The organism is Leptospira broomii serovar Hurstbridge str. 5399, assembly GCF_000243715.2.
Classification (GTDB): domain Bacteria; phylum Spirochaetota; class Leptospiria; order Leptospirales; family Leptospiraceae; genus Leptospira_B; species Leptospira_B broomii.
In genome coordinates this window covers 530168-553546 of the sequence record NZ_AHMO02000008.1, presented here as the reverse complement: position 1 = coordinate 553546, position 23379 = coordinate 530168, and the positions used below count along the sequence as shown (strand labels likewise).

Here is a 23379-nt window from a genome sequence, read left to right as displayed (position 1 = left end):
TAGTCTATCTGGAGAACGTCATGCAGCAACTACAATTTGTCAAAAAACGGACCCTTGAATGGTTGGAAGTGCCTGAGCCGAAAATTACGGGTAAAAATCAGGCCTTGGTTAAACCGCTCGCAGTTTCTCGTTGTGACCTGGATCTACCGATCCTAAGAGGAGAGACATTATTACGCCCTCCGTTTCCGGTCGGGCACGAGTTTGTAGGAGAGGTTGTTCAGACAAGTCCCGAAATAACCGATTTATTTCCAGTCGGCACCAAGGTAGCAGTCCCGTTCCAGATCTCCTGCGGTCATTGTCATTATTGTGAAAGCGGACAATCTAAAAGCTGTTCCAGTGTAGCGCATACGAGCGCGTACGGCATGGGAAAGGGAGGTAAGGAATTCGGAGGTGCCTTATCCGATCTAGTAGGAGTTCCCTATGCGAAGGAAATGCTCGTCCCTTTTTCATCCAAGACTGACCCTGCCGCAATTGCAAGCATCAATGACAATCTCTTAGAGGCTTGGAAATTGGCGGGAATATTCCTGAATCAAAATAAGAACCTCAGAATCTTAGTTTTAGGAGGTTTCGCTTCGAGCGTCGGATTATACACCGCCGCTCTGGCTAAACATATGGGCGCAGCCGAAATCGTTTATTTAGATAGCAACAAGAAAAGATTGGATTTGGCGGCTTCGGTTGGAGCTAAAGTGGAACAAGTCTCGAAATTTCCAAAAAGTTTCGGAAAATTTGATATAGTCGCGGACGCTAGCGGAAGTCCGGAAGGATGGGACTGCGGTTTGCGTTCTCTCGACATTGACGGAATTTTCGGTTCCGCCTCCATTTTTTGGACGAATACTTTGCCGATTCCTTATTTAGATCTTTATAATAATGGAGCATCTATCCGTATCGGTCGCGTACGATCCAGGGAATGGATTCCGGAGATGTTGCGTATAGTGGAAGAGGAAGGGTTTGATCCTTCCAAAGTCACTACCAAAAAGGTAAGCTGGAAAGACGCGGCCGAAGCATTCCTGGAGGAAGAGACCAAATTAATCGTCGTCCGATAGGGGCCAACTTCGAAAATCCGGAAATTTATGCAGAGGGTGTAGGAAAAAAATTTCTGGACAAATTGATTTTATATTACCATCGTAAAGTTCCGGATTTTCGATGAAACGGTTCGTTATCAACAGCACTTGTTTTTTTCTCCTTTCGATTTTTCTCTCCGGTTGTGCCGTATTCGAGAAGAAGAATCGAGCGCTGACTAATTATTTGGATGAAAAGATTACGCCGGAAAGCGCTCCGGCTCAGATAGCGTTGGCTCCGATATTTATTCCGGTCGGTGTCTTATCCCTTTTACTGGATGCATTCGTTCTTCACCCGATCAGCGTAATTCCGGATGCGCTTGAGGACACTTACAAAGTTATTTGGAAAGATCCAACCGGAGGGGTTGTCTTTCAAACCATCGTGTTTCTTCCCAAATTGGCCGTAAGTCCCGTCTTCTTTCTGGTCGATTTTTTAGGACGAAGCGGAATCGATTTTTAAGTAAGAGCTGGTCGAATATGAAGCGGTCTTTAGTCGTTGCGAGAATCTTATTATTTTTTTCGTGTATTATAATATTCGGATATAATTGCGCGATTTTTAATCGAAATAATACTCCTCTTATAGTTCGAGTCGAAAAGCATCTCGTTCCGGAAAAACCGGTTCCCAAAATTATCGCGGCTCCCTTCTATATTCCGGTCGGTCTTTTGGCCGGATTGCTGGATTTATTTATCGTTCATCCGATCATGCGTATTCCGAACGCATATCAAGACACGATCAGCATTCTATGGACGCCGAGGCCTGAGAATCGTTACGTCACTAGAATGGCCTTTCTCCCGTTTTCGGTCTTACTCACACCGGTGATTTTTTCGGGGGATTTACTCTTTAGAAGCGCATTCGACGTAAATGGAAACGTGGATCGCGCCCGAATCGAAGAAGAGCCTATTAAGCAGGTTAAACCGATTCAGCAATCTCTCGCGGAAAATGATAGGGCTGCGATTTTAAAATGGCTTACTTCTTACGCCTATCATGAACCCGAATTAAGCCAGTCGATCCTTGATAAGTATCCTGAAGACGCCGAAATCAGGAGACTCGCTTTGCAAAAGCTCGTCGGAACATTAAACGACAAGACGTTTCCGAAATTTGAAGATTTCTTAATCGGTTATTTAAACAAAGATCAACAATCGGACAGAATCCTTTTGGGAGTCTTTCGTAGGTTATATTCTAAAAAGGCCAGCGAAGCGATATTGCGTCTAGTACGAACGAAGCAAGTTTCGAAGGAGAATGCAAAAGATTATATTTTGACGGTACTTTATATCGGGGACGAGAAAGATATCCAGTTTATTATCGATCAACTTTCGGAAGCGTCCGAAGGCAAAAAACCTTAGATAAATCGGTCGGATAGGTCAAAAATTTTTGAGTATCAGTTAAGGCTATTATAGTTCGCGTAAACTTTCAAAGTTAAAATTGACCGATAGAGCGAAAGTAATCGGTGAAGATCGACTCAACTTCTTCGTATGGCAAAAATCCTTTCGTGAGTATTCCTCTCTCCAAACCGTCCGAGAATACGAGCGTTGGAAATCCGGTTACACCCAAAAGAAATCCATAATTGAAATCGGTTTTGGTTTCGAGAGACGTTTCTTCCCTCTGGTAGAGTTCTTCGAAATCGGATTCATTAATAGATAAGTCGGAGGCAACAGAAAGAAACGTATTCAAATCAGTAGGATCCTTTCCGCCAGCGTGGAAGCTGAAAGAAAGTGAATCCAAATATTCGAAGGCAAGAGTAGGAGCTAGTCGCTGTGCCGTAATTACTGCGCGGCATGCCGGTTCCGAATCGAATATTAGATCCTCTCGGTTTAGAATTTCGTATTGAAATTTGCGTCCAGAGACTCTTTCTACTTCTTTCCAAAGATACCGAAGACGATCCGTCATTTCGGGGATAAATGATTCGACATCGACGCCGTACTTCAATCCTCCCAAGACTAAAGAAAAATCGATCTTGTCCTCGTATTTACTTTTGAGTTTAAGAATAGACGGACCGAATCCGTACGACCACGCACAAAGCGGATCAGCCACATAAATTAGGGAACGCTTGTCGGAAGGTCGAAGGAGTTCCACAGGACCGGTATGAGATGGAATCTTCGGAAAGACCATCATTTTCTCGGATAAGAAATCGATCTTCCAGTCGATTGATATAAAAAAGGCGGGACATTCGTCCCGCCTCCATCTCTTTTTCGTTTCGGAGGATTTTCTAAATTTCGTTCGGGTGTTTGACGTAGTAAAGCGATAGCCATACCACCCCGAATAGTACCCCCGCGTACGCTAGGATCGCGGTTGCGATGTCTATCATCGGAAGAACGGTAGCTATCGGTGTAACTTTAACTGCCGTAATCTTCGTAGCCTCGCCTAAGATCAGGAATAGACCTCCCAATCCAATTAGGTGATAGCGATTCATCGCGTCCTTTGATACTCGGGCGAACCGGGCAAACACAGGAACAGCCAAAAGCGCTAAAGCGAAAATGGTGACTGCATCCATGGTTCATACCTCCTTAAGGTACTAGGTTAGACACGCATAGGTTTTCGTTTATTACCGCAAAAGGAAAAAATATTTTAAGGAAATTGAATGTAATATAACGAGCGATTTATTATCGTTATGATTCGTAGTACATTCGGTTTAATCATATTTCTTCAAAGAATTAATTTATTCCATTTCGAGCGAATAAATGTTCAATAAGGGATAAAGACTTTCTAGTGAAAAAAGCAAAATTTTTTCCGATTTTTTTTATTGAACCTTTCTTTTCCTCTTTCGAGTAGAGCTTTTTATCCCCTGGGCGGGTAATCCTTAACCAAATCGTAATCATTTTAGAAAAAATTCTTTTCGACCCCTGCCTTCGTTTCAAAAGAATTTCCTTAACGTGGATTTACTTTCATACTATTTGGAAACTTACGAAGCCTGCCAAAGGGCATTTCTTTCCTATCGCAGGGGTTTAAAGAAGGCCTTTCCGCGTTTTAAGCACGAAATACTGGAGATCCCCAAGGGAGGAGGAAATATCGACTCCTATTTGATCGGATCCAAGAAGAATCCTCCCAAGAAAATCGTGATCATGAGTTCCGGCATTCACGGAGTAGAAGGATACGCAGGTTCTTCCTTTCAAAGAAGATGGATAGAAGAATTCCTTTTGAACGAAAACCCGTCCTATTCTCCTCCTAAGAACACCGATTTCCTGATATTGCACGGAATCAACGTTGACGGCTTTAAAAAGATGCGCCGGGTAAACGAAAGAAATGTGGACTTGAATAGAAATTTTGCCCTTAAACGGGAAAAGCTGCATAAAAAAGCCAAGAATAAAGGTTATAGAAAGATTCAATCATTCTTAAATCCGGCGAAAAAATTTACTTATATTACTTGGGAATATCTTATTTTTGTAATTCGTTTTGCAGGGATAGTTGCACGATTCGGAGCAAAATACGTACTCGATGCAGCGGTTAACGGCCAGTACGAGTTCCCGGAAGGAATCTATTACGGCGGTAGGAAGCCGGAACCCGTCGTGAGACGCTTAAGAAAATATTTCCGAAAGACCCTAAAGAATTACGAACAGATTCTGATCCTGGATTATCATACGGGTTACGGGGCCCGCAATACTTTAAGTCTCATGCAGAACGCTCCCGCCGGTTCGAGAGAGGACAAGAATTTACGAAAAGTTTTCGGCGATTTCGGGCTTTTATTAAGCGAAGCCGAAGACGATTTTTACAGGACTTCGGGTGACTTTACGGATTTTTTCGGTAAGCTATTCGGAAAGGATAAGGAACTATTTCCGATCACGGTCGAAATGGGTACTTTCGGAAATTTGAATATGCTCGGAGGTCTCAAAGGCAGTTTTTTAATGATCAGCGAAAATCGAATTCGTTTACACGGATCAAAGTCGGATCGCTCGGCTGAAAAAATACGAAACGAATTTCGTGAGATGTTTTATCCCACCAGGGAAGATTGGAGATTGGCGGCAATGGACCAGGTCTTCGGCGTTGTTCCCGAGGCGATTCGCAGATTTTCTAAGATTTAAACTCGATCGACTATGAGCAACGTAACATCGTCTTCGAAATCGGAACGTCTACAATAGGATCGGCATTCTTTTACTAGTCCCGGCGCGGCTTCGCTGGCGGAACTTTGCGATAAGGAACGTATTGCAAGAGTCAGCAGATCATCACTATAACGGCGACTCCTATCTTCGTTAGAATGCTCGGTGATGCCGTCCGTATATAAAACGAGTCGATCCATCGGTTTGAAAGAGGTAACAAATTCTTCAAAAAATAAATCGGGAATAACTCCGACTAACTTACCTTTCGTTTCCAAAGGTAAGGATGTTCCTTCTTCCTTCCTATATAATATCGGCGGATTATGACCTGCGTTAGAATAAACTAATGTGTCGGTTCCCGTATGAACCACTGCATAAAAAGACGTAAGGAAATTACCCGCAAGCTTATTGTATAAAGCGTGGTTTAGAGCGGTAAAAAACTTGGACGGGCTGGATAAAGTCTCTTCTTCGAACGTTTCCATGACGGTATGAATTACTGCAGCCACTACCGATGCGGACAACCCGTGCCCGGATACGTCCGCGATAAGGACCGCAGTTCTATGTTCGTCTAATTTTATGACATTATAAAAGTCTCCGCCCACATTATCGAAGGGAATATGCTGAACGCCGAATTCCAAGCCGGGAACATACGGCAACGCGGAAGGAAGGATTTTGGCCATGACTTCCCGGGCGCGTTTGAGCTCACGTTCATTATCCACTACTTTATGGAATAGATTCGCATTTTGAATCGTGACGCTAAGTCGGTTTGCGATGGCTCCTAGCATTTCCAAATCCGCATGAGTAAATGCGTATCCCGAATACTTATTATTCACACTAATCACGCCGAGAAGTTCTCCTCGATACAATAAGGGAGCGGAGATTAAAGAACTTGCTTCGAATTTATATTTTGCATTCTTATCATATCTCGGATCCTCGTCCAGATTTTGAATTAGAAGACTTTGCTTTTCCCTTGCCACCCAGCCGGAAACTCCTTCTCCATAGGGTACTTGGATAGAATGAATTGCGTCTTCCGGGATTCCTCTTGCGGCCAAAATACGTAAAACTTCCAGAGTGGGATCAGCTAGATAGATCGTTCCTGCTTTAGCTTCTAGGAATTCTAAAACTTTATCAATAAGCCAATTTCCTAATTCCTGAATGCTCTTTTCCGCAACCGTGAGTTTCTCGAATTCGTATAATAATGAGAGTTCTAGAATCCTTTTTTTTAGGGATTCATGAGTCTTGGCGTTTTTGATTGCGATCGCGGCAATTTCGGATAGAGACGCAAGAACTTCGATATCCGAATTGTCGAAGCTTCTATTTCCTGATTTGTTCAGAATTTCAAGCGTTCCGATCACTTGATCTTGAACGAATAATGGGACGCAGGCAAGGGATCTGGTTCGAAATCCCGTTTTTTGATCTAGGGAAGGATTAAAACGTGTGTCCGTATACGCATCTTCTAACAGAATCGGTTTTTTTTCCTGGGCCACCCAACCAGCGATTCCTTGTCCCGGCTCTAATCGAGCGTATTTTTGAATGATTTCCCCTTTTTCCCCTAATGCGACTTCGCAATATAGGAATCCATCTTTTTCGTCCAATAAGAATAGGGAGCTTGCTTCCGCTTCCAGAAGATCTTTCGAATACAACATAATAAGCGGAAGAAGTTGGTAAAGATCCAAGTTTGCATTTAAAATCGTACTTGTATTAAGCAAACTTCGATATTTACGAGCTTCGGAATCGACCTGAACCATAGATGCGCCCAGACTGGCACGGATCGGGCCCAAAGTCAACGATTGTCGTTTTTCAAATCGACAAAAACCGAAGGAAAGCCCTCAGTTTCTTTCCGCTTTCCGGTTTTTCCGGAACAGAAGGCGAGGTCTTTCGGTCGGATAAATGAACATGGAGTTTGAATTGCAGAGATTTTATATTTTCCTCGGGGTATTTACGGTTATTCTCTTTCTCGCGTATAGCTATGCGGTGAATAGATTGAGTGCTCCGTTTGAACTGAATTCGGTTCAACAGGGGATTCTTTGGCTGCTAGTCATAGTATTTGTTCTGCTGACCCCGACAGCCTATCTCCTAAGCCTATTTTACCGCGAAACCCAGTGGCAAAAATTATGGTCCTATGCCGCGTTTACCAGTCTAGGATTTTTTACACTGCTAGTTTCATTCGTGGTTTTTCATGACTTGGGCAAGTTAGCCTGGAAAGGTTGGGTAGTATTATCCGGAATCCTACAAAGCAGTTCCGGCGTAAGCGGGTTAACAGACTCGGATTCGGTCCTTTCTACTGCTGAACTGACTCGTAAAGACTTTCTTTCAAGATTGGCTTCATTTTTAGTTATAGGTTTTACCGGGGGTCTAACGGTCTTTGGGTTTTATCAGGCGCATAAGAGTCCTGCGCTGAAAAAGGTTTCTATCAAAGTTCCCGGACTACCCGAGGGCCTGGAAGGTTTTAAAATCGCTCAATTATCGGACATACATATCGGCCCCACGATTAAGAAAGGATTTTTGGAGGGTGTCGTGAGAAGAACGAATGAGCTGGATGCCGACCTAGTCGCTATAACCGGCGATCTTGTAGACGGCACAGTAAGTTTGTTGCGGGAGCATACGACTCCGTTAAGAGATCTTTCCTCGAAATATGGAACGTTTTTTGTAACAGGTAACCACGAATACTATTCAGGCGCAATCGCTTGGATTCACGAGCTTAAGGAAATGGGCGTCAATGTTCTTTTAAACCAGAATAAACTCATAGCTCATAAGGGAGCAACGATTGCAGTTGCCGGAGTAACCGACTATAAGGCTCATTCCGTCATTCCCAATCATAGGACAGATCCGGAGAGAGCTGCGATAGGTATCGAAGGCGCCGACTTTAAACTTTTGTTGGCTCACCAACCTAACTCGATTTTTGAGGCGGCGAAAGCCGGGTTCGATTTGCAGCTTTCAGGACATACTCATGGAGGACAATATTTTCCAGGTAACCTATTGATTCATATTTTTCAAAAATTTGTGGCCGGTCTTAGTAAATGGGAAGGAACGCAATTATATGTAAGTCGCGGCACCGGCTATTGGGGACCGCCATTACGAATCGGAGCTCCTTCGGAAATTACTCTGCTCATACTGGAAAGAGCCTGATCGCGATTTGGATTTGACAAACTTCTCTCCTGCAATTCTTTACAGTTAATTTTAAAGGAGAGGCGATGAAAGGGACTGAGTCTCTAGTTCTAGTCCGTTGCAAAGGTAATTTTATAAAAGGAAAAGAATCCGAACGTTTGAATCGTAGGTTTTTTTCCTTTTTCCCGCCGTTTGTTCTTATTTTTTTTCTCATTCCGGGCATAGCATTCTTAACTGCATGCGGGAAACCCAAGCCTAAAACTAATTCGGAAATCGAACGATTGAAACCAAAGAAGAAGGCGGACGATCGAGAGCTCGATCCGGATTTATCTTCGAGGGAATACTTCGACGAAGATGCACAAGGGAAACCTTTGGAAAAGAAAGTGAGCCCTAGTAACTCTGCTCCCGACTTATATTCCTTTTCGAAGAAAGGTTCCGGTTGCAAACGAGGAAATTGCAAACATGGGGAGGGAATCTACGTGTACGAATCGAGAGATGTCTATTTCGGTCGTTTTGCAAATGAGCAGAGGGAAGGCTGGGGAATACTTGCTTATTCGGACGGCGATAAATATGAGGGAAATTGGTCGCGAGATTTAAAATCGGGCCAGGGTACCTATACGTTTCGGGACGGCGGTGTCTTTAATGGTCGCTTTTCGGAGGAAGGAAACGGAAGCGGACAATATCACAAAAGCGGTAAAACGTATAAATGCAGATTAGAAAATCGTAAGGTTCTTTGCAAATAAGCCCTTTTTCGATCAATTAACTCGTAGTTTAATTGATCGTTCGTTATAGAATCGCTTTTTTTAGTTAACCCTTGCTTTTCTTTCGATCAGGAATACAATCATCGGCGATGTTTGGGGGTTCTTATGGAAAGAGTAAATCATTGGTTAGATGAGCATAGGGATTGGTGGATCGATATCGTTCGGATGTACTTAGGCGGAGTGTTGCTATACAAAGGCCTTTTATTTCTTTCAGACACTGAGGCTCTAATTCGATTAATGGAATTGCATAATGCGCCGTTTGCGTCCACTTTGATGGCTCATTATATTGTGATCGCCCATATTTGCGGCGGTATTCTTCTTTTTGCCGGACTACTGACTAGATTTTCCGCCATCTTACAATTGCCCGTGCTAGTCGGCGCGGTTTTATTTATCCACTCGAAAGAAGGTTTCGTATCCGCAGGCTCCAACCTCCCGTATGCCAGTATGATACTTTTGCTTTTATTGCATTTTTCTTTATACGGTTCCGGAAGAATTTCGGCAGACTTCTATATCGAAACGCATAGAAGCGTTTAGTAATTTAGAAAAACAAGATTTTCCTTCGACAGAAATTTTTTTCTTCGGTTCGATCTGATTAAATCGACTCGAGGGACAGTTATGCTTTATTTCGATAGTATGTAGGACCTCCTACAGGTGCCCATTCGATAATAAAGATTGCAATAATAGAGATTTTGTGAAATGGAGGCGGGTACCGCCGCTTCGCTCCGGCCCCCGCCCAGGAAGGGTGGGGACTTCTCCTATGCACCACACTTCTGAGTAATCCGCGAGTCCCATGTAGGACCTCCTACAGGTGTTTATTCGATAATAAAGATTGTAATAATAGAGATTTTGTGAAATGGAGGCGGGTACCGCCGCTTCGCTCCGGCCCCCGCCCAGGAAGGGTGGGGACTCAACGCTAATGAAAAGCAAGAAAGGGAGTAAGACGGAATTACAGCATCAGCCCGGAAATAAAAGGAATCTCTAATCTTGAGAATATAACTCAAAATTAGAAAAGGAAACTACGAAAGTATGCCGTCGACAAGCTGCGAAGCATTTTTCATAAGCGATGCAACGTTTATACCAAGGAGTTCTCCGAGCACACGACGTAGAAAATTCCCATGAAAGTCAATTTTTGTTTCCGGGCTGGTGGGTGAAATTGGCTCTGCCAATCAGACTTGAAATCAATAGAAATATGATATACTAACGTTCTCAGATCGTCCGTTTCTCTAAATATGTTTGATTTTAATATCTTGCTTCAAACGGGAAAAGTTATTGAACAGCTCTTCGGCTTAGTATAAAACTATGGAGCTATTTCACCTTCCAAAAGAAGGAGAATTGTTTCGTTTACAGGAGGAAAGCTTATGAAAAAAAAGTGGGTGGTGGTTGCGAACCGAAGCGAAGCGAAAATATTCGAATATCAAGGACCCTCTCAAGGACTTAAGCTGGTTCAATTTATGGAAAATCCGGACGGCCGTCTCCGGAATTCTGAATTAGTTACCGGATCCGGACATGGATCTAGATCAGATTTCGATTTCTCTTCAGAACACGAACCGAAGAAAAAGGTGGCGGAAGCTTTTGCCGGAAAACTTTCGGATTTCGTAAATTTAGAAAGGAAAAAGGACTCCTTTTCCAATTTTATTTTAATTTCCGAACCGGGTTTCATGGGAATGATACTCGGCAAATTGGATGATAAATCGAGGGAGAAAATCTATCATAAGATGCCGAAGGATATTGTTCATATAAAAGAGTCCGGCCTACTCGGACATTTAAGGAGTGTGCTTGCCTAAAGTTCTAAAACTTAGGTTGATGTTGATATTTAAAGATCGCCGTCTAAGGATTCATCTATAGTAAAAGATTCCAAGGACGGTGATCCCAATAACATGCTGCCCACTACAGCTCCTTTCAGTACAATTTTCATTCATCATAAAAACCTTCATTGACGAGATGTTGTTGTCCGAGATTCTTCCCGAAAAAAGAAAGGAAGTTTCTAATGGCTGTACCTAAAGAAAAATTCATTCTCTCAATCGACAGCGGTGGGAGCGGAATTAGGGCGATTCTGTTCGATAAAAAAGGTAGAATCGTTGAACGCCAATATGAAAAAACTCCTCCCATCTTAAAATCTCCCGGCGCTCTCGAACACGATCCTGATATTCTTTGGAAGGCTTTATTATCGGTCGTAGGAAAGGCTCTCAAAAAAAAGCAATTTCAACCGTCAAATATCGCGGCCATCGGAATATGTAACCAACGGGGCTCTTTTCTTCTTTGGGATAAGCAAACGGGTAAACCTTTGACCAAGTTGATCAGCTGGGCGGACGTAAGAGCCGTAAATACAGCCGACGAAATGAATGCGAATAAATTCTGGAAGACCATCCAGTTCGTTTCCAGAATTGCCGGCGCAATCACTAGACATCCGATGATGATCGCGACCTATCTACTTAAATTTACGACCGATCACGCCTCCGTTCGATTGAAATGGGTGTTCGATACTCATCCGGAGTTGCTTGTAAGAGCTAAGAAAGGCGAAATTCTTTTCGGTACTCTGGATACTTGGTTTGTTTATAAACTAACGAAGGGAAAAATACATATAACCGATGCGTCCAACGCGACAGTCACAGGAATGTTCAACCCCTTTCAACTGCAATGGAATGCCCCTCTTTGTTTAATTTTCGGAATTCCTACTAAGATTTTTCCCGAAGTGAAAGATACCGGAGCCGACTTCGGCGTTACCGATCCTTCCCTATTCGGGGGTTCGACAATTCCGATTCATGCAGTTATCGGAGATCAGATGGCGGCCCTCTACGGACATTGTTGCTTTGAAAAAGGTGGCGTAAAAATCTCTCAAGGTTCCGGGGCTTTTGTAGATATGAATATGGGAGATAAACCAAAGATTTCGAAGAGGGGACTCTTTCCTTTAGTCGCGTGGCAGCTAAACGGAAAACCGAAATATATGCTGGAAGGATATATCGGGACTGCGGGAACCTTGATCGATTGGCTGGGAAAAGGAATCGGTCTTTCAGATACTCCAAAAGTGTTAAACGACCTAGCATCCCAAACTGAAGATACCGAGGGAGTCGTATTCGTTCCGACCGCAGCAGGTATGCGCTTTCCTCATTTTAATCCGAGGGCAAAAGCCTCCGTTTTCGGGTTGTCCCTGGCTACACATCGACGACACGTTGCAAGAGCCGTCTTGGAAGGTATCGCCTTATCGTTATACGAAATCCTGGAAGGGATCAAAGAAGATACGAAGGTCCCGGTTAGTGCCATCATGGTGGACGGAGGAGTATCGCAATCGGATATTCTACTTCAATGTCTTGCCGATTTTTGCCGAGTGGAAGTTAAAAGAGCGCCCGAACCTGATATGACAGCGACGGGTGCAGCCTACATCGCCGGCCTTGCTTCAGGTTTTTGGAAGAACGAAGCTGAATTAAAGGCCCTGCAAAAGGGGTACAAAGTATTTCTGCCCAAAATGAACGAGTCCGTACGAAACGCGAAACTCATTCGCTGGAAAAAAGCGGTCGATGCAACCCTGAAAATCGAATAAGAAGATTTTTATTCGATGACTCGAATGGAACTGACGACCGCGGTAAGATGTTCCGCCAATTCTTCGGTGGGTTCTTCGTCCCCGTTATACGTCACGAGAATCATTTTATTTTTCGCGGCGACTAGATAGACCATCCAATGTCTTCCGTCTTCCTTTAAGAATTCGCAGGCGATGATTTTTCCACCCTCGTTGTTCTCGAAAAATGCAGCCTTATCGGCTTCGTATACGATACCGTGGGTCGCCAAATATCGCTCTAATTCTTCTTCTGCGTTGAAACTTCCGTCCTTATTTTCGAACGCATAGACTTGCATTGCGCCCGCGCCATTTTCTTCAAAGAAGGCAGGAATTCCTTCGATCACGATTTGCTGCCAATGACCTGGAATCACCATGGTATACCAGCCGGAGGGAGAACGGTAAAATTTGTAATCTAACTTGCGATCCATGAGTCGGAAAAACAATCCGTTGCCATTATATCCGCACGAAAATTCAGGGCAAGCATGTTCGGGAAGACTTGACACTTCGTTTTTTGCCGGAGAAGCTTTCGGATCGTGATTGCAATTTTAAAAAACCGCAGAGGCCCGCTTTATCTGGTGACTACCTTTTTGGCCATCGTCGCATTCGCAGTGTTTGCCTCGTCTCTCGCAATACTTTTTTCCCTTTTCTTGATCGCGATTTTAATCTCCTATCCTTTCCTTTTGGATTGGATTTCCCGTTTGTACGGTCAGGAAGATATCGCGGACGAAGTTCACTTCGCACGTACAAAGGACGGTTGGAATATCGCGATGCATAGACATATTCCTCCGCAGCCTAATCCGGAATTAGCCCCCGTAATCGTTGTGCACGGAATTGCTACGAATAAGTATGTAATCGATTTGGATAAGCGGCATTCGCTTCCCTATTTTTTAAAGTTAAGAGGATACGAAGTATTCTCGATTTCGTTGCGCGGAGCGGGTTCTTCGTTTCACGAGAGTCGAAGCGGATATGAAGATTTTACCTTTGATGATATGGCAAAATACGACGTTCCTGCAATCATTGCGAAAGTTATCGACCTAACGGGAAGTCAAAGAGCAAGTTGGATAGGTCATTCCATGGGAGCCATGATACTTTACGCTTTCTTCGGGATTTGCGATAAATCGGATAAGGAAAAAATAGCAGCGTTCGTTTCGCTTGGTGGACCGGGAAATCTGAACCATTTAGGATTGAGTCTGATCGGATTACTTTCTCGATTTCCTCGAGCGCGTCGTGTTTTGGATCTAAAATTCGGTGCATCGATGCTCGCACCGATTGCGGGAGAAATTTTTACTCCGATAGATGAGATTCTGTATAACCCGAAGGCAACCAAACCTAAGACGGTTAAAAAAGTGATGAAAAACGCGATCGAGAATATCAGCGAAGGTGTCATCGAACAACTCATGTCTTGGATTGAAACAAGGCGGATGATTTCCTTAAACGGCTTCTACGATTATATTGAATTGCAGAAGGAAATCACAGTCCCAAGCTTGTTTGTCGCCGGGTTAAAAGATGCGATTGCAACTCCGGAATCCGTGAAATTCGTATATGATCGAGCAGGAGCCAAAATTAAGGAATTTTTGGTTATCTCGAAGGAAAATGGGGCATCCGAGGATTATGGTCATGGCTGTCTTATGTTAGCCGAAAAAGCGGAAGATGATCTCTTTCCGAAGATCGAAACATTCCTTCGATCGTACGGAACTCGAAAAAAAATAGGCTGGATAGGAAAAATTCGGCGAAATTTGCGGATGAAATTTCAAAAATTTCGATAAAGCTGAGATTCATTCTTCCTTAAATATCAACATCCTTTCTCTTTAATAACCATTTCTCTTTCTAAATATAAATAGGGAGTGCTTATTTTATGTGCATTTTAATAAAATATACCTATCAAATAGGCAATATATGCGTAATTGACGACTTGGTACGCTAATTGCATATTGTTCAAAAAGAACCAAGCGAATCTTCGAAAAATCCGATTCGTAGAGGGTCGAACATGATAGAACTCAAATTTGGGCAGAGAAAGGTAGTTAATTTTCGTGGAGCGAGGAAGGTCGTCGGAGGATTAACGGAGAAGAACAAGATAGATATCCTTTTGTATATCAGTAAGGAATTTGCAAACGCAGACAAGGAGGAGGATCTTTACGATATCGTAATCAGTTTGTGCAAAGATATCTTTGAGTGCGATAATACGACCCTTCGCATGTGGAAAGACAAGTTTCTCGTGCCGTCGCGCTTTATACAAGAAACGGAGCCGCCGCGCCGTAAACTAACTCAGGACGAAGGATATTCCGGTTTTACATTTAAAACCAGGATGCCTTTGCTCATTCAGGATCTAAGTCATCACCAGGAATACATCGACGAAGGGGAGACTACGCGTGCCGTCATGTGCGTGCCCATTATATATAAGGAAGATTGCCTCGGTACCATTGCAGTGGAATGTAATACGGAATTCTTTTATCGAGAAGACGACTTGGAAATTCTGGAAGCATTAGGATCGCAACTGGCGCTTGCAATTACGAGTGTTCGTTTAATCCAAGGGCTCGTACATGCTAATGAGAGAGAGGCCCAGATCCTAAAACAATTGGAATGGGATATGCGGATGGGCCGCAACGTTCAAAGTCAAATCGTGGAAACGAATATTCTCCCGTGGAACGGTCTGCATTTCGGAACTCACTACGAGCCGATGACTGAAGTTTCCGGAGACTATTTTAACGTGGTCCGCCAGGGGAACTCCATTACCGCAATCATCGTGGACGTATCTGGCCATGGAATTCCTGCAGCGCTGGTCACCATGTCCATTCACTACCAATTTCAAAGATGCACCTCTCTCGGTATGGGTTTGGGTGAAATGTTAACCGAATTGGGAGAATCGGTTAGGCCGCAACTTCCTGACGGAACTTATTTTACCGCATTTGTTCTGAAAGTTTATAGCGATTATACGTATTCTTATGTGAACGCAGCCCATCAAAAAATGCTTCATTTTCATAATTCTACCGGACGGGTCGAAGAATTGGACACGGCAGGCGTTCCATTGGGAATCTTCGAAGTGGAACGCAGTAATTTTGAGGAAAAACACGGCCGGATATTACCCGGCGATATCCTATTTCTTCCGACAGACGGGATCGTCGAACAAAAGAACGATCAACGTCAGGAACTCGGGAATCAAAGGTTCATTGAATGGATTCGCCAGGAAAAAGCCACGATCGAAGAACAGAGAGATAAGATCTTTATCGGCGATTTAGTCGGTTCCTTAATCGGAAGGTTTAAGAGATATAAAGGCGACGTGAGAACGGGAGACGATGTTTCCTTATTGGCGCTCCAATGCAATCCGGAATTAGGAAAAGCTAAAACGATGCTTTCATTAGCGAAGGCTGCTGCTAAGGCCAAGAAGGACCAGATGGCGTATGAAAAAGCCTTAGAGGTTTTTTCAATGGATGAATCGCTCAAGGATAGTTTGGTTTTACTCGGTAAGATGTATTATAGGGATAGGAACTTTGAAAAGAGCGTTCAGTTTCTGGAGAAATACATCCGGACTAGCGGAGAAGAGTCGGAGCATATTCAATACTTACTAGGTAGAGCATATTATGAATTAGGCAATATTCCGGAGGCAAAAAAAGCGTTAAAGAGATCGTTGGCGATCGACCATACGTACGCTAAGTCGAGCCTTCGATTGGCTCGTTGTTATTTGAAAGAGAACGAAACCCCCAAAGCGATCAAAGTTCTTCAACAAGGTATGAAGAGCGCTCCCACGAACGAATATCTTAAAATTTCTCTGAAGAAATTGGAAGAACTCGTTCGTAGAAAAGGGGCGGAAGAATCAATGGAAGAAAAACGCGCAGCCGTTTAATCGAAGTGCTGGCAGGAATGATTTTTAGAGAGAAAAAGGAGACTTAAAACAATATGCGCATAATGGCAATACTAATACTCGCGCTTACCGCGAGCGGACTTTGGGCTGATGGAACCGCCCAAGCCGCTCCTCCGGATAATGCAGCGCTAAACACAATGATCACGACACTGAGAACGGAGACAAACTGGCTATGGACCGCGATCGCAGCGTTCCTTGTTTACTTTATGCAGGCCGGTTTTGCGTTGGTCGAAGCCGGTTTCACTCGTGCAAAGAATACGGTAAATATTCTTATGAAGAACTTTATGGATTTTGCATTAGGCTCTCTCGCTTATTGGCTGATCGGATTTTCCATAATGTTCGGACCTCAGCTTCTTGCAGGTTTTGGGATCGGAACCCCGGGAGTTGCTGACGGCTTGATCGTTAAAGGAGGCAAACCGGATGCAGGTAGTTTCACATTCTTTATCTTTCAATTAGTGTTCGCTGGAACTGCAGCTACGATTGTTTCCGGAGCTATGGCTGAGAGGACTAAGTTTATTGCGTACGTTATCTTTTCCATCGTAATATCTGCGGTTATTTATCCGGTTTTCGGTTCGACTGCATGGGCCGGTCTATTCGGTTTGAATAAAGGATATTTAGAAGGCAAAGGCTTTATCGATTTTGCAGGTTCTACAGTAGTTCACTCCGTCGGTGGTTGGGCGGGTCTCGCCGGTGCTCTCGTTCTCGGTCCTCGTATCGGGAAATACCAAGACGGAAAGGTTGTCCCGATTCTAGGACATAACATGACCATCGCCGCGTTAGGCGTATTTATTTTATGGTTGGGTTGGTTCGGATTCAATCCGGGTTCCACCACTTCGGTTACGGGCGGACTTTTTGCAATCATCGCGGTTACCACAAACTTTGCGGCGGCTGCAGGTGCGATCGCGGCCATGACCACTACTTGGGTTATTTTCAAGAAGCCGGACATAGGATTAACCTTAAACGGTGCGCTTGCCGGTCTCGTAGCGATTACTTCTCCTTGTGCGAATGTCAGCATTTCTTCCGCAGTAATTATCGGTTTAGTCGCAGGCGTATTAGTCGTATTCAGCGTTCTATTTTTCGATAAAATCAAGATCGACGATCCGGTTGGTGCGGTTTCCGTCCATGGAGTTTGCGGTGTATGGGGAACCATTGCCGCCGGCTTGTTTGCCGAGGAAGCTTACGGCGGAATTAACGGGTTCTTTTTCGGTGGCGGATTTGATCCTGTGATAGTTCAATTCACCGGAGCTCTTATGGCTTTCGTCTGGGCTTTTGGCGCTTCCTCTTTGCTCTTCATTGCTCTGAAATATACGATCGGTCTCCGAGTCTCCGAAGACGAGGAAATTCAAGGTTTGGATATTCTCGAGCACGGTAACGAGGCGTATCCGATTTCTAAATAATCTAAAAACGAAAAGCCTCCGTATTTGCCCTGCGGGGGCGGTCTTTTCCCGTTGACGGAATCCGCGCCTTCCTCCCGAATGAAGGTATGACTTTGGGAAAACTTCCCTTAAAACGCTTCATTCCGATCTTCTGCCTTCTATTTACGGGCTGCTTCGATTATGAAGAAATCCTCACAATCAACCCGGATCTTTCTGGAGTCCTTGAGGTTACTTACATCGTTCCTACTAAAAAGAAGTCGGACGAATCTTTGATAAAATTCCTTCCGACTCGTCGTGACGAGATTCTAAGCCGATTGAATAAAGGCTTTTTTTCCAAAAGCGTAGTATTAAAAGATTATACTTTTCAGAAGTTGGAAAGTCCCGAAGCTGAACCGGGCGCATTCCGCGAAAAGGCGAAAGTAACGTATAAGGTTGAATTTGCGGATGTGACTCAGATCGAAGGAATTCTGATCGGAAACGTTCAGATTAAGAAGGAAAAAGCCAGGACGATCTATATTAAACGCGAATTTCCTTCCATCAGTCGTTCTGCGGATTCAATGCAAATGGACGGGGAAAAGAAGGTGTTTAGCGAGACGCTGAGATTAATCCGAACTAGCTCGATGCTCTTCCGCGTGAATTTCCCGATTACTTCGATCTGTACCTCCAATCGGGGAGAAGTGAACCTGGGTCGTTTAAGCTACAGACTCCCGTTATCGGATACGATAGAAAAATCGGGAAACAAATCCTGGGATTATAGGATCACTCTAGTTTATTAAGTGATTGTAATAGAGTCCCGCGGAGATCGATCCTTCACAAATTCGGTTTATCGCGAATTCGTAAATTTTACGACGCGGAAAAATCGATATAGTTTTCTTCCCCACGATCGAATTCCTTTTTGAAAACGGTCAGAAAAGTTACGGATCTCATGCCATGAGACGCGTGCCGCATTCAGGACAAAATTTCGCGCCGACCAATTCGATTTTAAAACCGCATTGGTGACAGTACTTCTGCGTAGGAACCTGGTTTGAAGAGACGGGTTGCCGATCGATATCGACGTTTTTTCGCGCGCTCCAGGCCTTGATTTCCCGATCCTGCTCTTCGAGTTCGTGCACTATCCCGGAGGAAATGGATCTGAATTCGGGATCGGTCAACTTGCCGGTATCGAACTCGATTTTCAAATCCCTTAAGTTTTCTAATAAGACTTCTCGCCTATTGACTAACTCCAGCCTTGGTGTTTCCAACTCGAGATCTTCGCCGGGCTTCGCTAGTCGTACGTATAAAAACGGAGCTAAAACCAAGGCCGATAGAAGTATATAAAAGAAGATTAATAGATAATCCATTTACTTTTGCTTCTCCTCGATTTCGGAAAGATATTTACGAAACGCTGCATCTTCGTTTGCGCCCGTAGCGGAGAGTGCTTTCGGCGCCATTCTTTTTTTTAAATAAAGAATAATCAAAAGAATGCCTAATGCTCCCACCATGGCTATGCTGACATCTATCCAAGTCGAATCCGGTTTTGCTAAAATATCCGGTCCGAATCCGTAAACGACGCTTTGTGCCATCCCGGTGTTTCCGGTTTCGATGAACTTGGCAATGATCGGGTCTTTCACCGCTTCGGGGCCGAACCCTTTTACCATTTTGTCTACGATCGTATCGGCGCTTTCACCGATACGGATCCGATTTTCGATAAAGACCTTCAGTTTTGCCGAGACCGTGCAATTATTAAACGAACAACTTTTTATAGCGATGGAAGGAATGCAAATGCATCTAATCCGATTCGTCACGTCGTGAAACGTCCGAATTTCCTCCGGGCTTGTCAGATTCGTAAAAGTGGATTCCGCAAACAGGACTCCACTGAGTAAAAAAAAGATCGGGATCGAAGCGAATCTCATGGCCGATTTTCTCCGATCGGTAAGAGTATCAAAAGTCCCGAGAGAAAGAACATTAAAGAACCGGCCCAAATGAACTTTACCATAGGATTGATCCAAACTTCAAGGTTTGCAACGATTTGTCGGGGAAATCTAAGATACTGTTCCGACTTGATATTCGAATCTCTAGTAAAGAAGAAATTCATAAACAACCTTGGTAAATCCGGGTTTTCGTCGGAAAGATCGGCGTGCTCGATCGCGCCCAATTGTATATAAAGATCTTCTTTAGGAGTCGAAGCGATCGAAGGTTCGCTGGTAGGAATATGAGTTTCGAAATCTCCGCTCAAATGCGAGATCTGAGGATAGAACCGCCTTTCGGTTACCATTGTGGCGAATTCTTTGAGTTGTCGTTTTACTTCGAACGTGGCCTCGTGGGATACGATGACGTTTCTATGGCTGATTCCTTCCGAAGGATCTCCGTTGATGATCGGTTTGATTTTAAGGCTGCTTGCAGCTATGATATAATCGCCCAGCACGGCGGTATCTTGGCTGGAGTAAACGATTTCGTTAGCGCGGGGGAGCTCAAGAAAATAAAAGAATTTAACGGACGTATTCTGTTTAAATGCGTTCCCGGCAAGACCTATGAATAGGATGACCATCGAAAGATGGACTAAATATCCTCCATAGCGTCTTTTATTCTTCAAAAGCATCCTTACGCCGGCCGTCAAATATCCTTCATTGGGATAAGAAGCCTTGCGGGCCATTATCCCTTTATGATATTCTTGAGCGATGCCCGCGATGGTAAATACGCCCAATCCTATCGTAAGAACGCTGTATATTTCTCCTAACACGTCTCCCAGGCTATAATCGCTGATCGAATAATTGCGGGAATAATAGAATATATATGCCCCGGCCCCGAGTATGCCTGCAATCAGAGGCTTAAATAGAGTCGTAAAAAATATTTTGTCCGCTCCTTTACGCCAGGCTAGGAGAGGGGCGGAGCCCATTAATAAGAGTAATAAAATTCCCGAAGGAACTCCCCATGAATTGAACCAAGGAGCTTTGAACTCTCTCCCGTATAGAAGGGGAGAAAAAACACCCAATAGGATTGACAACGTTGCGATAACTAACAGAAAATTATTAAGTAGAAAACTTCCTTCTTTGGAAGTCATCGCCTCTAGATTCCGTTCCGGGACAAGTTTGTTTCTTCTATATATTAAGAATCCCATATATACCAAAAAGCTTAATCCGATATATATGATGAAAGGCGTTCCTATCGTGGATTTTGAAAATGAGTGAGGTCCTTCCAATACTCCGCTTCGAGTGATCCATGTCCCGAGTAGGCAAAAGTGAAACGCTAGAATAATCAGAAACATATTCCAAAATTTCAACATTCCTCTACGTTCCTGGATAATCATGGAATGCAGGAAGGCCGTTGAGAGTAACCAGGGCATCAGGCTCGCATTCTCCACCGGATCCCAAGCCCAATATCCGCCCCATCCCAACTCTTCGTAGGCCCATTTTGATCCGAGGAGGATTCCGGTACCTAGAAAAAACCAGGAAAAAATACTCCAACGACGGACGAAGCGAAACCAATTTTCCGAAAGCTTACCGGTGATTAGCGCCGAAGTCGCAATCGAAAATGGAATCGCGAAACTTACGTAACCTACGTATAAAATCGGAGGATGTATGATCATTGCCCAATGTTGCAACAGAGGGTTAAGACCTCTGCCTGCGACTGCGGCAGGTTGAAATTCTCGGAACGGTTGTGCGTCGGGAAAGAAGATCGCAAGAAAAGAGAAAAAGCAGGCAATTACGCTTAGGCTTAAATTCATTACCGGGACTCGGTCATTGACAAGATGTCTTGTTTGCCATAGTACGATAAAAGTGAAAAAGGAAAGTAGAAGATTCCAGAACAATAGAGATCCGGACGAGCCCGACCAAACGGAGGTTATCTTGTAGAAGAGCGGTAAATGTTCGCTCGAATGCATTACGACGTAGTAATTATTAAGGTCGGTTCGCATAAGCTGGACGACTAACACAAGGAAGGCGAGTAGAACGACTCCAAAATTCGCCATTAACGTATATCGACCTAATTCGATTCCTTGCGAATCGTTTCTAAAAATTCCATAGGAAGTTTGAATGATGGAAAAAATCAGGAGGGAAAAGGAAGTAATGAGGCAAAGCGCTCCGAAGTCGTTCATGATTTCCCGCTTAGTATTCTTCTGCGGAAGCTTCTTTATCAGAATATCCCGCTTCGTATTTAGAGGCGCATTTTGCTTCCACTCTATCGGCCACTAATACTCCATTTTTCCAAACTCCGTCCACTCGTGCGCGGGTACCTTCTTTAAAAGCGTCGGGCAAAAGGGTCGCACCCGTAAAGAAAACCGGAACTTCCTTATCGTTTAACTGAAGTACGAACTTGGCGGTTTTTCCCTCGCGAATCACCGTGCCCGGTTTGACGAATCCGCGAACCCTTAGTAGTTCGTCGGAATCATAATTGGATGGGTGAGCGGCAAGTTCGTTGGCATCTAGGAGAATGTAAGAAGTCTCCTTAGAGGAAAAAAATGCGATGGCTCCCAATGAAAGAGCGATGGTTCCTGCGAGGATTACAAATTTTACGTTCATTTGTTCAAACTAAGTCTAGTCCTTAGACCAAGGAAACACAAGCCGGAGGGGAAGAAAAGTGGAAATACTTTCTCTCGCGTCGTAAACGAGCAGTCCGATTCTCTCTTTCCAGACCGTGCTAGTAAGAGATAAAATATGAGCCGAAGGAACGAAAGAATCGAGGGTCAGAACTTTTACTTGCGAATAATAATCAGTCGGCCAGGGAATCACTTTTAGGCCGGTTTTTCCAAAAACGCGAAGAGATCTTTCCATATGAAATGCCGAGGTGATTAATATCATCGATTTCCACCCTCTTTTCCGAAAAATCTCCGCTGTAAACTCCGCATTTTCTTTGGTGTTACGACTTTCACTTTCAAGCACTAACGCGGATTTAGGGACGCCTAGAGAGGTTAGGAAAATTTCAGCAGCCTCGGATTCCTTTCGAGCTTGAAACATTAGATTTCCCGACCCTCCCGTAAAAACGATCCTAGGCGCCTTATGTTCTCGATAAAGAATAACCGCATCGGTCATTCTTTCCGCTGCGGAACTCAATTGAGGTCGATCTCCATAAAGCGCTAAATTATCGATCGCTCCTCCGAGTACAACGATCGCATCAGTCGTCGGAAGAGTCTTGATTGCGACAGGTGGATGCTTTTCTTCCAAACCTGTTACTAACCATTGGGAGAAAGAATCGGTGGAACAGATCCATAAAACGATTAAGGGAAGACAAACCGAAAGTTTTTGCTTTTTCTTGGGTAAGCGTAAGCCGGCGATAAATGCCAAGAACAGACAAACGGGTAAGGGAAAAAGAAAAATTCCGGCAAGCTTTGAGAGAATGAAAAAAAGGGTATCCATTTCTACTCGAGTAGCTTGCCGCCTGCGGCCCAGTTTTCCCGAGAGACCTCGTCGATAACTATATAAGTCGATTCCGGTGGTTTAGAGGCGACCTTCCTTAACGTTTCCGTAAATTCCTTTACGATCGTTTGTTTTTGCTCCTTTGTTAAAGGACCGGCGACTTTTACGTTCACATAGGGCATAATCGAAACCTTCTGATTGTATTTTGAATTTTTATTTCGAACAAGTATTCTGCAATGGATTTTTTTATTAAAACGGCAGATTCGTTCAAGTCGTATCCGTTCGATCCAGCTATACTTCGATTA

Annotated in this window: 23 protein-coding genes; 13 read left to right on the top strand and 10 right to left on the bottom strand. The window is 43.9% G+C overall.

What is annotated here, in order from left to right; genetic code table 11:
- The first annotated feature begins 20 nt into the window (after nucleotides 1-20).
- The 3 genes from LEP1GSC050_RS07920 to LEP1GSC050_RS07910 all read left to right on the top strand — a co-directional run bounded on the left by LEP1GSC050_RS07920 (nucleotide 21) and on the right by LEP1GSC050_RS07910 (nucleotide 2402).
- Nucleotides 21-1043 (top strand): zinc-dependent alcohol dehydrogenase, encoded by a 1023-nt coding sequence (locus LEP1GSC050_RS07920; RefSeq protein WP_010570702.1) that lies wholly within the window; start codon nucleotides 21-23, stop codon nucleotides 1041-1043.
- Between the two features lie 100 nt (nucleotides 1044-1143).
- A complete protein-coding gene (locus tag LEP1GSC050_RS07915; RefSeq protein WP_010570701.1) occupies nucleotides 1144-1518 on the top strand; it encodes a hypothetical protein in 375 nt (124 codons plus the stop codon).
- Between the two features lie 17 nt (nucleotides 1519-1535).
- Nucleotides 1536-2402 (top strand): hypothetical protein, encoded by an 867-nt coding sequence (locus LEP1GSC050_RS07910; RefSeq protein WP_010570700.1) that lies wholly within the window; start codon nucleotides 1536-1538, stop codon nucleotides 2400-2402.
- Between the two features lie 73 nt (nucleotides 2403-2475).
- Here LEP1GSC050_RS07910 and LEP1GSC050_RS07905 read toward each other — a convergent pair whose 3' ends face one another.
- Nucleotides 2476-3168 (bottom strand): DsbA family protein, encoded by a 693-nt coding sequence (locus LEP1GSC050_RS07905; RefSeq protein WP_010570699.1) that lies wholly within the window; start codon nucleotides 3166-3168, stop codon nucleotides 2476-2478.
- A 97-nt stretch (nucleotides 3169-3265) separates the two neighbouring features.
- Entirely contained in the window at nucleotides 3266-3550 is a 285-nt protein-coding gene (locus LEP1GSC050_RS07900) for an LIC10816 family protein (protein WP_010414189.1), read from the bottom strand.
- Between the two features lie 379 nt (nucleotides 3551-3929).
- Between LEP1GSC050_RS07900 and LEP1GSC050_RS07890 the strand changes: the two genes are divergently transcribed.
- Nucleotides 3930-5075, top strand: a complete 1146-nt coding sequence (locus LEP1GSC050_RS07890; protein ID WP_010570697.1) for a M14 family metallopeptidase — start codon at nucleotides 3930-3932, stop codon at nucleotides 5073-5075.
- On the opposite strand, the gene LEP1GSC050_RS07885 is transcribed toward LEP1GSC050_RS07890, so the two are convergent.
- Nucleotides 5072-6835, bottom strand: coding sequence for a GAF domain-containing SpoIIE family protein phosphatase (locus tag LEP1GSC050_RS07885; protein WP_010570696.1), 1764 nt, complete (start codon nucleotides 6833-6835; stop codon nucleotides 5072-5074). The two genes, LEP1GSC050_RS07890 and LEP1GSC050_RS07885, sit on opposite strands and share 4 nt — an antisense overlap.
- Before the next feature lie 148 nt (nucleotides 6836-6983).
- Here LEP1GSC050_RS07885 and LEP1GSC050_RS07880 point away from each other — a divergent pair, with 148 nt between their 5' ends.
- The 5 genes from LEP1GSC050_RS07880 (at nucleotide 6984) to LEP1GSC050_RS07860 (ending at nucleotide 12494) form a co-directional block, all read left to right on the top strand.
- The gene (locus LEP1GSC050_RS07880) at nucleotides 6984-8216 is read left to right on the top strand and encodes a metallophosphoesterase (RefSeq protein WP_020987295.1); all 1233 of its coding nucleotides are present in this window, start codon (nucleotides 6984-6986) and stop codon (nucleotides 8214-8216) included.
- A 65-nt stretch (nucleotides 8217-8281) separates the two neighbouring features.
- Nucleotides 8282-8938, top strand: coding sequence for an MORN repeat-containing protein (locus LEP1GSC050_RS07875; protein ID WP_020987464.1), 657 nt, complete (start codon nucleotides 8282-8284; stop codon nucleotides 8936-8938).
- A 123-nt stretch (nucleotides 8939-9061) separates the two neighbouring features.
- Nucleotides 9062-9490 (top strand): DoxX family protein, encoded by a 429-nt coding sequence (locus LEP1GSC050_RS07870; protein ID WP_020987568.1) that lies wholly within the window; start codon nucleotides 9062-9064, stop codon nucleotides 9488-9490.
- A gap of 824 nt (nucleotides 9491-10314) precedes the next feature.
- Nucleotides 10315-10740 (top strand): host attachment protein, encoded by a 426-nt coding sequence (locus LEP1GSC050_RS07865; protein WP_010570691.1) that lies wholly within the window; start codon nucleotides 10315-10317, stop codon nucleotides 10738-10740.
- A gap of 203 nt (nucleotides 10741-10943) precedes the next feature.
- Entirely contained in the window at nucleotides 10944-12494 is a 1551-nt protein-coding gene (locus LEP1GSC050_RS07860) for a glycerol kinase 5 (protein WP_010570690.1), read from the top strand.
- Between the two features lie 8 nt (nucleotides 12495-12502).
- On the opposite strand, the gene LEP1GSC050_RS07855 is transcribed toward LEP1GSC050_RS07860, so the two are convergent.
- Nucleotides 12503-12937 carry a hypothetical protein gene (locus LEP1GSC050_RS07855; protein ID WP_010570689.1) on the bottom strand — a complete coding sequence of 145 codons (435 nt, stop codon included), beginning with the start codon at nucleotides 12935-12937 and terminating at the stop codon, nucleotides 12503-12505.
- A gap of 105 nt (nucleotides 12938-13042) precedes the next feature.
- Here LEP1GSC050_RS07855 and LEP1GSC050_RS07850 point away from each other — a divergent pair, with 105 nt between their 5' ends.
- The 4 genes from LEP1GSC050_RS07850 to LEP1GSC050_RS07835 all read left to right on the top strand — a co-directional run bounded on the left by LEP1GSC050_RS07850 (nucleotide 13043) and on the right by LEP1GSC050_RS07835 (nucleotide 18520).
- A complete protein-coding gene (locus tag LEP1GSC050_RS07850; RefSeq protein WP_010570688.1) occupies nucleotides 13043-14275 on the top strand; it encodes an alpha/beta fold hydrolase in 1233 nt (410 codons plus the stop codon).
- Nucleotides 14276-14496: 221 nt separating this feature from the next.
- Nucleotides 14497-16350 (top strand): SpoIIE family protein phosphatase, encoded by a 1854-nt coding sequence (locus tag LEP1GSC050_RS07845; RefSeq protein WP_040911531.1) that lies wholly within the window; start codon nucleotides 14497-14499, stop codon nucleotides 16348-16350.
- A gap of 53 nt (nucleotides 16351-16403) precedes the next feature.
- Nucleotides 16404-17765 (top strand): ammonium transporter, encoded by a 1362-nt coding sequence (locus LEP1GSC050_RS07840; RefSeq protein ID WP_020987264.1) that lies wholly within the window; start codon nucleotides 16404-16406, stop codon nucleotides 17763-17765.
- Between the two features lie 86 nt (nucleotides 17766-17851).
- The gene (locus LEP1GSC050_RS07835; protein ID WP_010570685.1) at nucleotides 17852-18520 is read left to right on the top strand and encodes an LIC11874 family lipoprotein; all 669 of its coding nucleotides are present in this window, start codon (nucleotides 17852-17854) and stop codon (nucleotides 18518-18520) included.
- A gap of 147 nt (nucleotides 18521-18667) precedes the next feature.
- On the opposite strand, the gene LEP1GSC050_RS07830 is transcribed toward LEP1GSC050_RS07835, so the two are convergent.
- The 6 genes from LEP1GSC050_RS07830 to LEP1GSC050_RS07805 are packed head-to-tail and all read right to left on the bottom strand — an operon-like array spanning nucleotide 18668 to nucleotide 23256.
- Nucleotides 18668-19084, bottom strand: coding sequence for a zinc ribbon domain-containing protein (locus LEP1GSC050_RS07830; protein WP_010570684.1), 417 nt, complete (start codon nucleotides 19082-19084; stop codon nucleotides 18668-18670).
- Entirely contained in the window at nucleotides 19085-19636 is a 552-nt protein-coding gene (locus LEP1GSC050_RS07825) for a cytochrome c-type biogenesis protein CcmH (protein WP_020987624.1), read from the bottom strand.
- Nucleotides 19633-21816: a heme lyase CcmF/NrfE family subunit gene (locus tag LEP1GSC050_RS07820; protein WP_010570682.1), complete on the bottom strand. Its 2184-nt coding sequence runs from the start codon at nucleotides 21814-21816 to the stop codon at nucleotides 19633-19635. The genes LEP1GSC050_RS07825 and LEP1GSC050_RS07820 overlap by 4 nt, the downstream gene beginning before the upstream one ends.
- Before the next feature lie 10 nt (nucleotides 21817-21826).
- On the bottom strand, nucleotides 21827-22240 hold the full coding sequence (locus LEP1GSC050_RS07815; protein ID WP_010570681.1) for a cytochrome c maturation protein CcmE domain-containing protein: 414 nt from the start codon (nucleotides 22238-22240) through the stop codon (nucleotides 21827-21829).
- A gap of 15 nt (nucleotides 22241-22255) precedes the next feature.
- Nucleotides 22256-23074: a YdcF family protein gene (locus LEP1GSC050_RS07810; protein WP_010570680.1), complete on the bottom strand. Its 819-nt coding sequence runs from the start codon at nucleotides 23072-23074 to the stop codon at nucleotides 22256-22258.
- A gap of 2 nt (nucleotides 23075-23076) precedes the next feature.
- Entirely contained in the window at nucleotides 23077-23256 is a 180-nt protein-coding gene (locus tag LEP1GSC050_RS07805) for a tautomerase family protein (RefSeq protein WP_010570679.1), read from the bottom strand.
- Nucleotides 23257-23379 lie beyond the last annotated feature (123 nt).

What these genes read in the sequence shown, in the direction of transcription:
- LEP1GSC050_RS07920 (WP_010570702.1), top strand. Translation starts at nt 21, where the DNA reads ATGCAGCAACTACAATTTGTCAAAAAACGGACCCTTGAATGGTTGGAA.
- LEP1GSC050_RS07915 (WP_010570701.1), top strand. Translation starts at nt 1,144, where the DNA reads ATGAAACGGTTCGTTATCAACAGCACTTGTTTTTTTCTCCTTTCGATT.
- LEP1GSC050_RS07910 (WP_010570700.1), top strand. Translation starts at nt 1,536, where the DNA reads ATGAAGCGGTCTTTAGTCGTTGCGAGAATCTTATTATTTTTTTCGTGT.
- LEP1GSC050_RS07905 (WP_010570699.1), bottom strand. Translation starts at nt 3,168, where the DNA reads ATGGTCTTTCCGAAGATTCCATCTCATACCGGTCCTGTGGAACTCCTT.
- LEP1GSC050_RS07900 (WP_010414189.1), bottom strand. Translation starts at nt 3,550, where the DNA reads ATGGATGCAGTCACCATTTTCGCTTTAGCGCTTTTGGCTGTTCCTGTG.
- LEP1GSC050_RS07885 (WP_010570696.1), bottom strand. Translation starts at nt 6,835, where the DNA reads ATGGTTCAGGTCGATTCCGAAGCTCGTAAATATCGAAGTTTGCTTAAT.
- LEP1GSC050_RS07880 (WP_020987295.1), top strand. Translation starts at nt 6,984, where the DNA reads ATGGAGTTTGAATTGCAGAGATTTTATATTTTCCTCGGGGTATTTACG.
- LEP1GSC050_RS07875 (WP_020987464.1), top strand. Translation starts at nt 8,282, where the DNA reads ATGAAAGGGACTGAGTCTCTAGTTCTAGTCCGTTGCAAAGGTAATTTT.
- LEP1GSC050_RS07870 (WP_020987568.1), top strand. Translation starts at nt 9,062, where the DNA reads ATGGAAAGAGTAAATCATTGGTTAGATGAGCATAGGGATTGGTGGATC.
- LEP1GSC050_RS07865 (WP_010570691.1), top strand. Translation starts at nt 10,315, where the DNA reads ATGAAAAAAAAGTGGGTGGTGGTTGCGAACCGAAGCGAAGCGAAAATA.
- LEP1GSC050_RS07860 (WP_010570690.1), top strand. Translation starts at nt 10,944, where the DNA reads ATGGCTGTACCTAAAGAAAAATTCATTCTCTCAATCGACAGCGGTGGG.
- LEP1GSC050_RS07855 (WP_010570689.1), bottom strand. Translation starts at nt 12,937, where the DNA reads ATGGATCGCAAGTTAGATTACAAATTTTACCGTTCTCCCTCCGGCTGG.
- LEP1GSC050_RS07845 (WP_040911531.1), top strand. Translation starts at nt 14,497, where the DNA reads ATGATAGAACTCAAATTTGGGCAGAGAAAGGTAGTTAATTTTCGTGGA.
- LEP1GSC050_RS07840 (WP_020987264.1), top strand. Translation starts at nt 16,404, where the DNA reads ATGCGCATAATGGCAATACTAATACTCGCGCTTACCGCGAGCGGACTT.
- LEP1GSC050_RS07835 (WP_010570685.1), top strand. Translation starts at nt 17,852, where the DNA reads ATGACTTTGGGAAAACTTCCCTTAAAACGCTTCATTCCGATCTTCTGC.
- LEP1GSC050_RS07830 (WP_010570684.1), bottom strand. Translation starts at nt 19,084, where the DNA reads ATGGATTATCTATTAATCTTCTTTTATATACTTCTATCGGCCTTGGTT.
- LEP1GSC050_RS07825 (WP_020987624.1), bottom strand. Translation starts at nt 19,636, where the DNA reads ATGAGATTCGCTTCGATCCCGATCTTTTTTTTACTCAGTGGAGTCCTG.
- LEP1GSC050_RS07820 (WP_010570682.1), bottom strand. Translation starts at nt 21,816, where the DNA reads ATGAACGACTTCGGAGCGCTTTGCCTCATTACTTCCTTTTCCCTCCTG.
- LEP1GSC050_RS07815 (WP_010570681.1), bottom strand. Translation starts at nt 22,240, where the DNA reads ATGAACGTAAAATTTGTAATCCTCGCAGGAACCATCGCTCTTTCATTG.
- LEP1GSC050_RS07810 (WP_010570680.1), bottom strand. Translation starts at nt 23,074, where the DNA reads ATGGATACCCTTTTTTTCATTCTCTCAAAGCTTGCCGGAATTTTTCTT.
- LEP1GSC050_RS07805 (WP_010570679.1), bottom strand. Translation starts at nt 23,256, where the DNA reads ATGCCCTATGTGAACGTAAAAGTCGCCGGTCCTTTAACAAAGGAGCAA.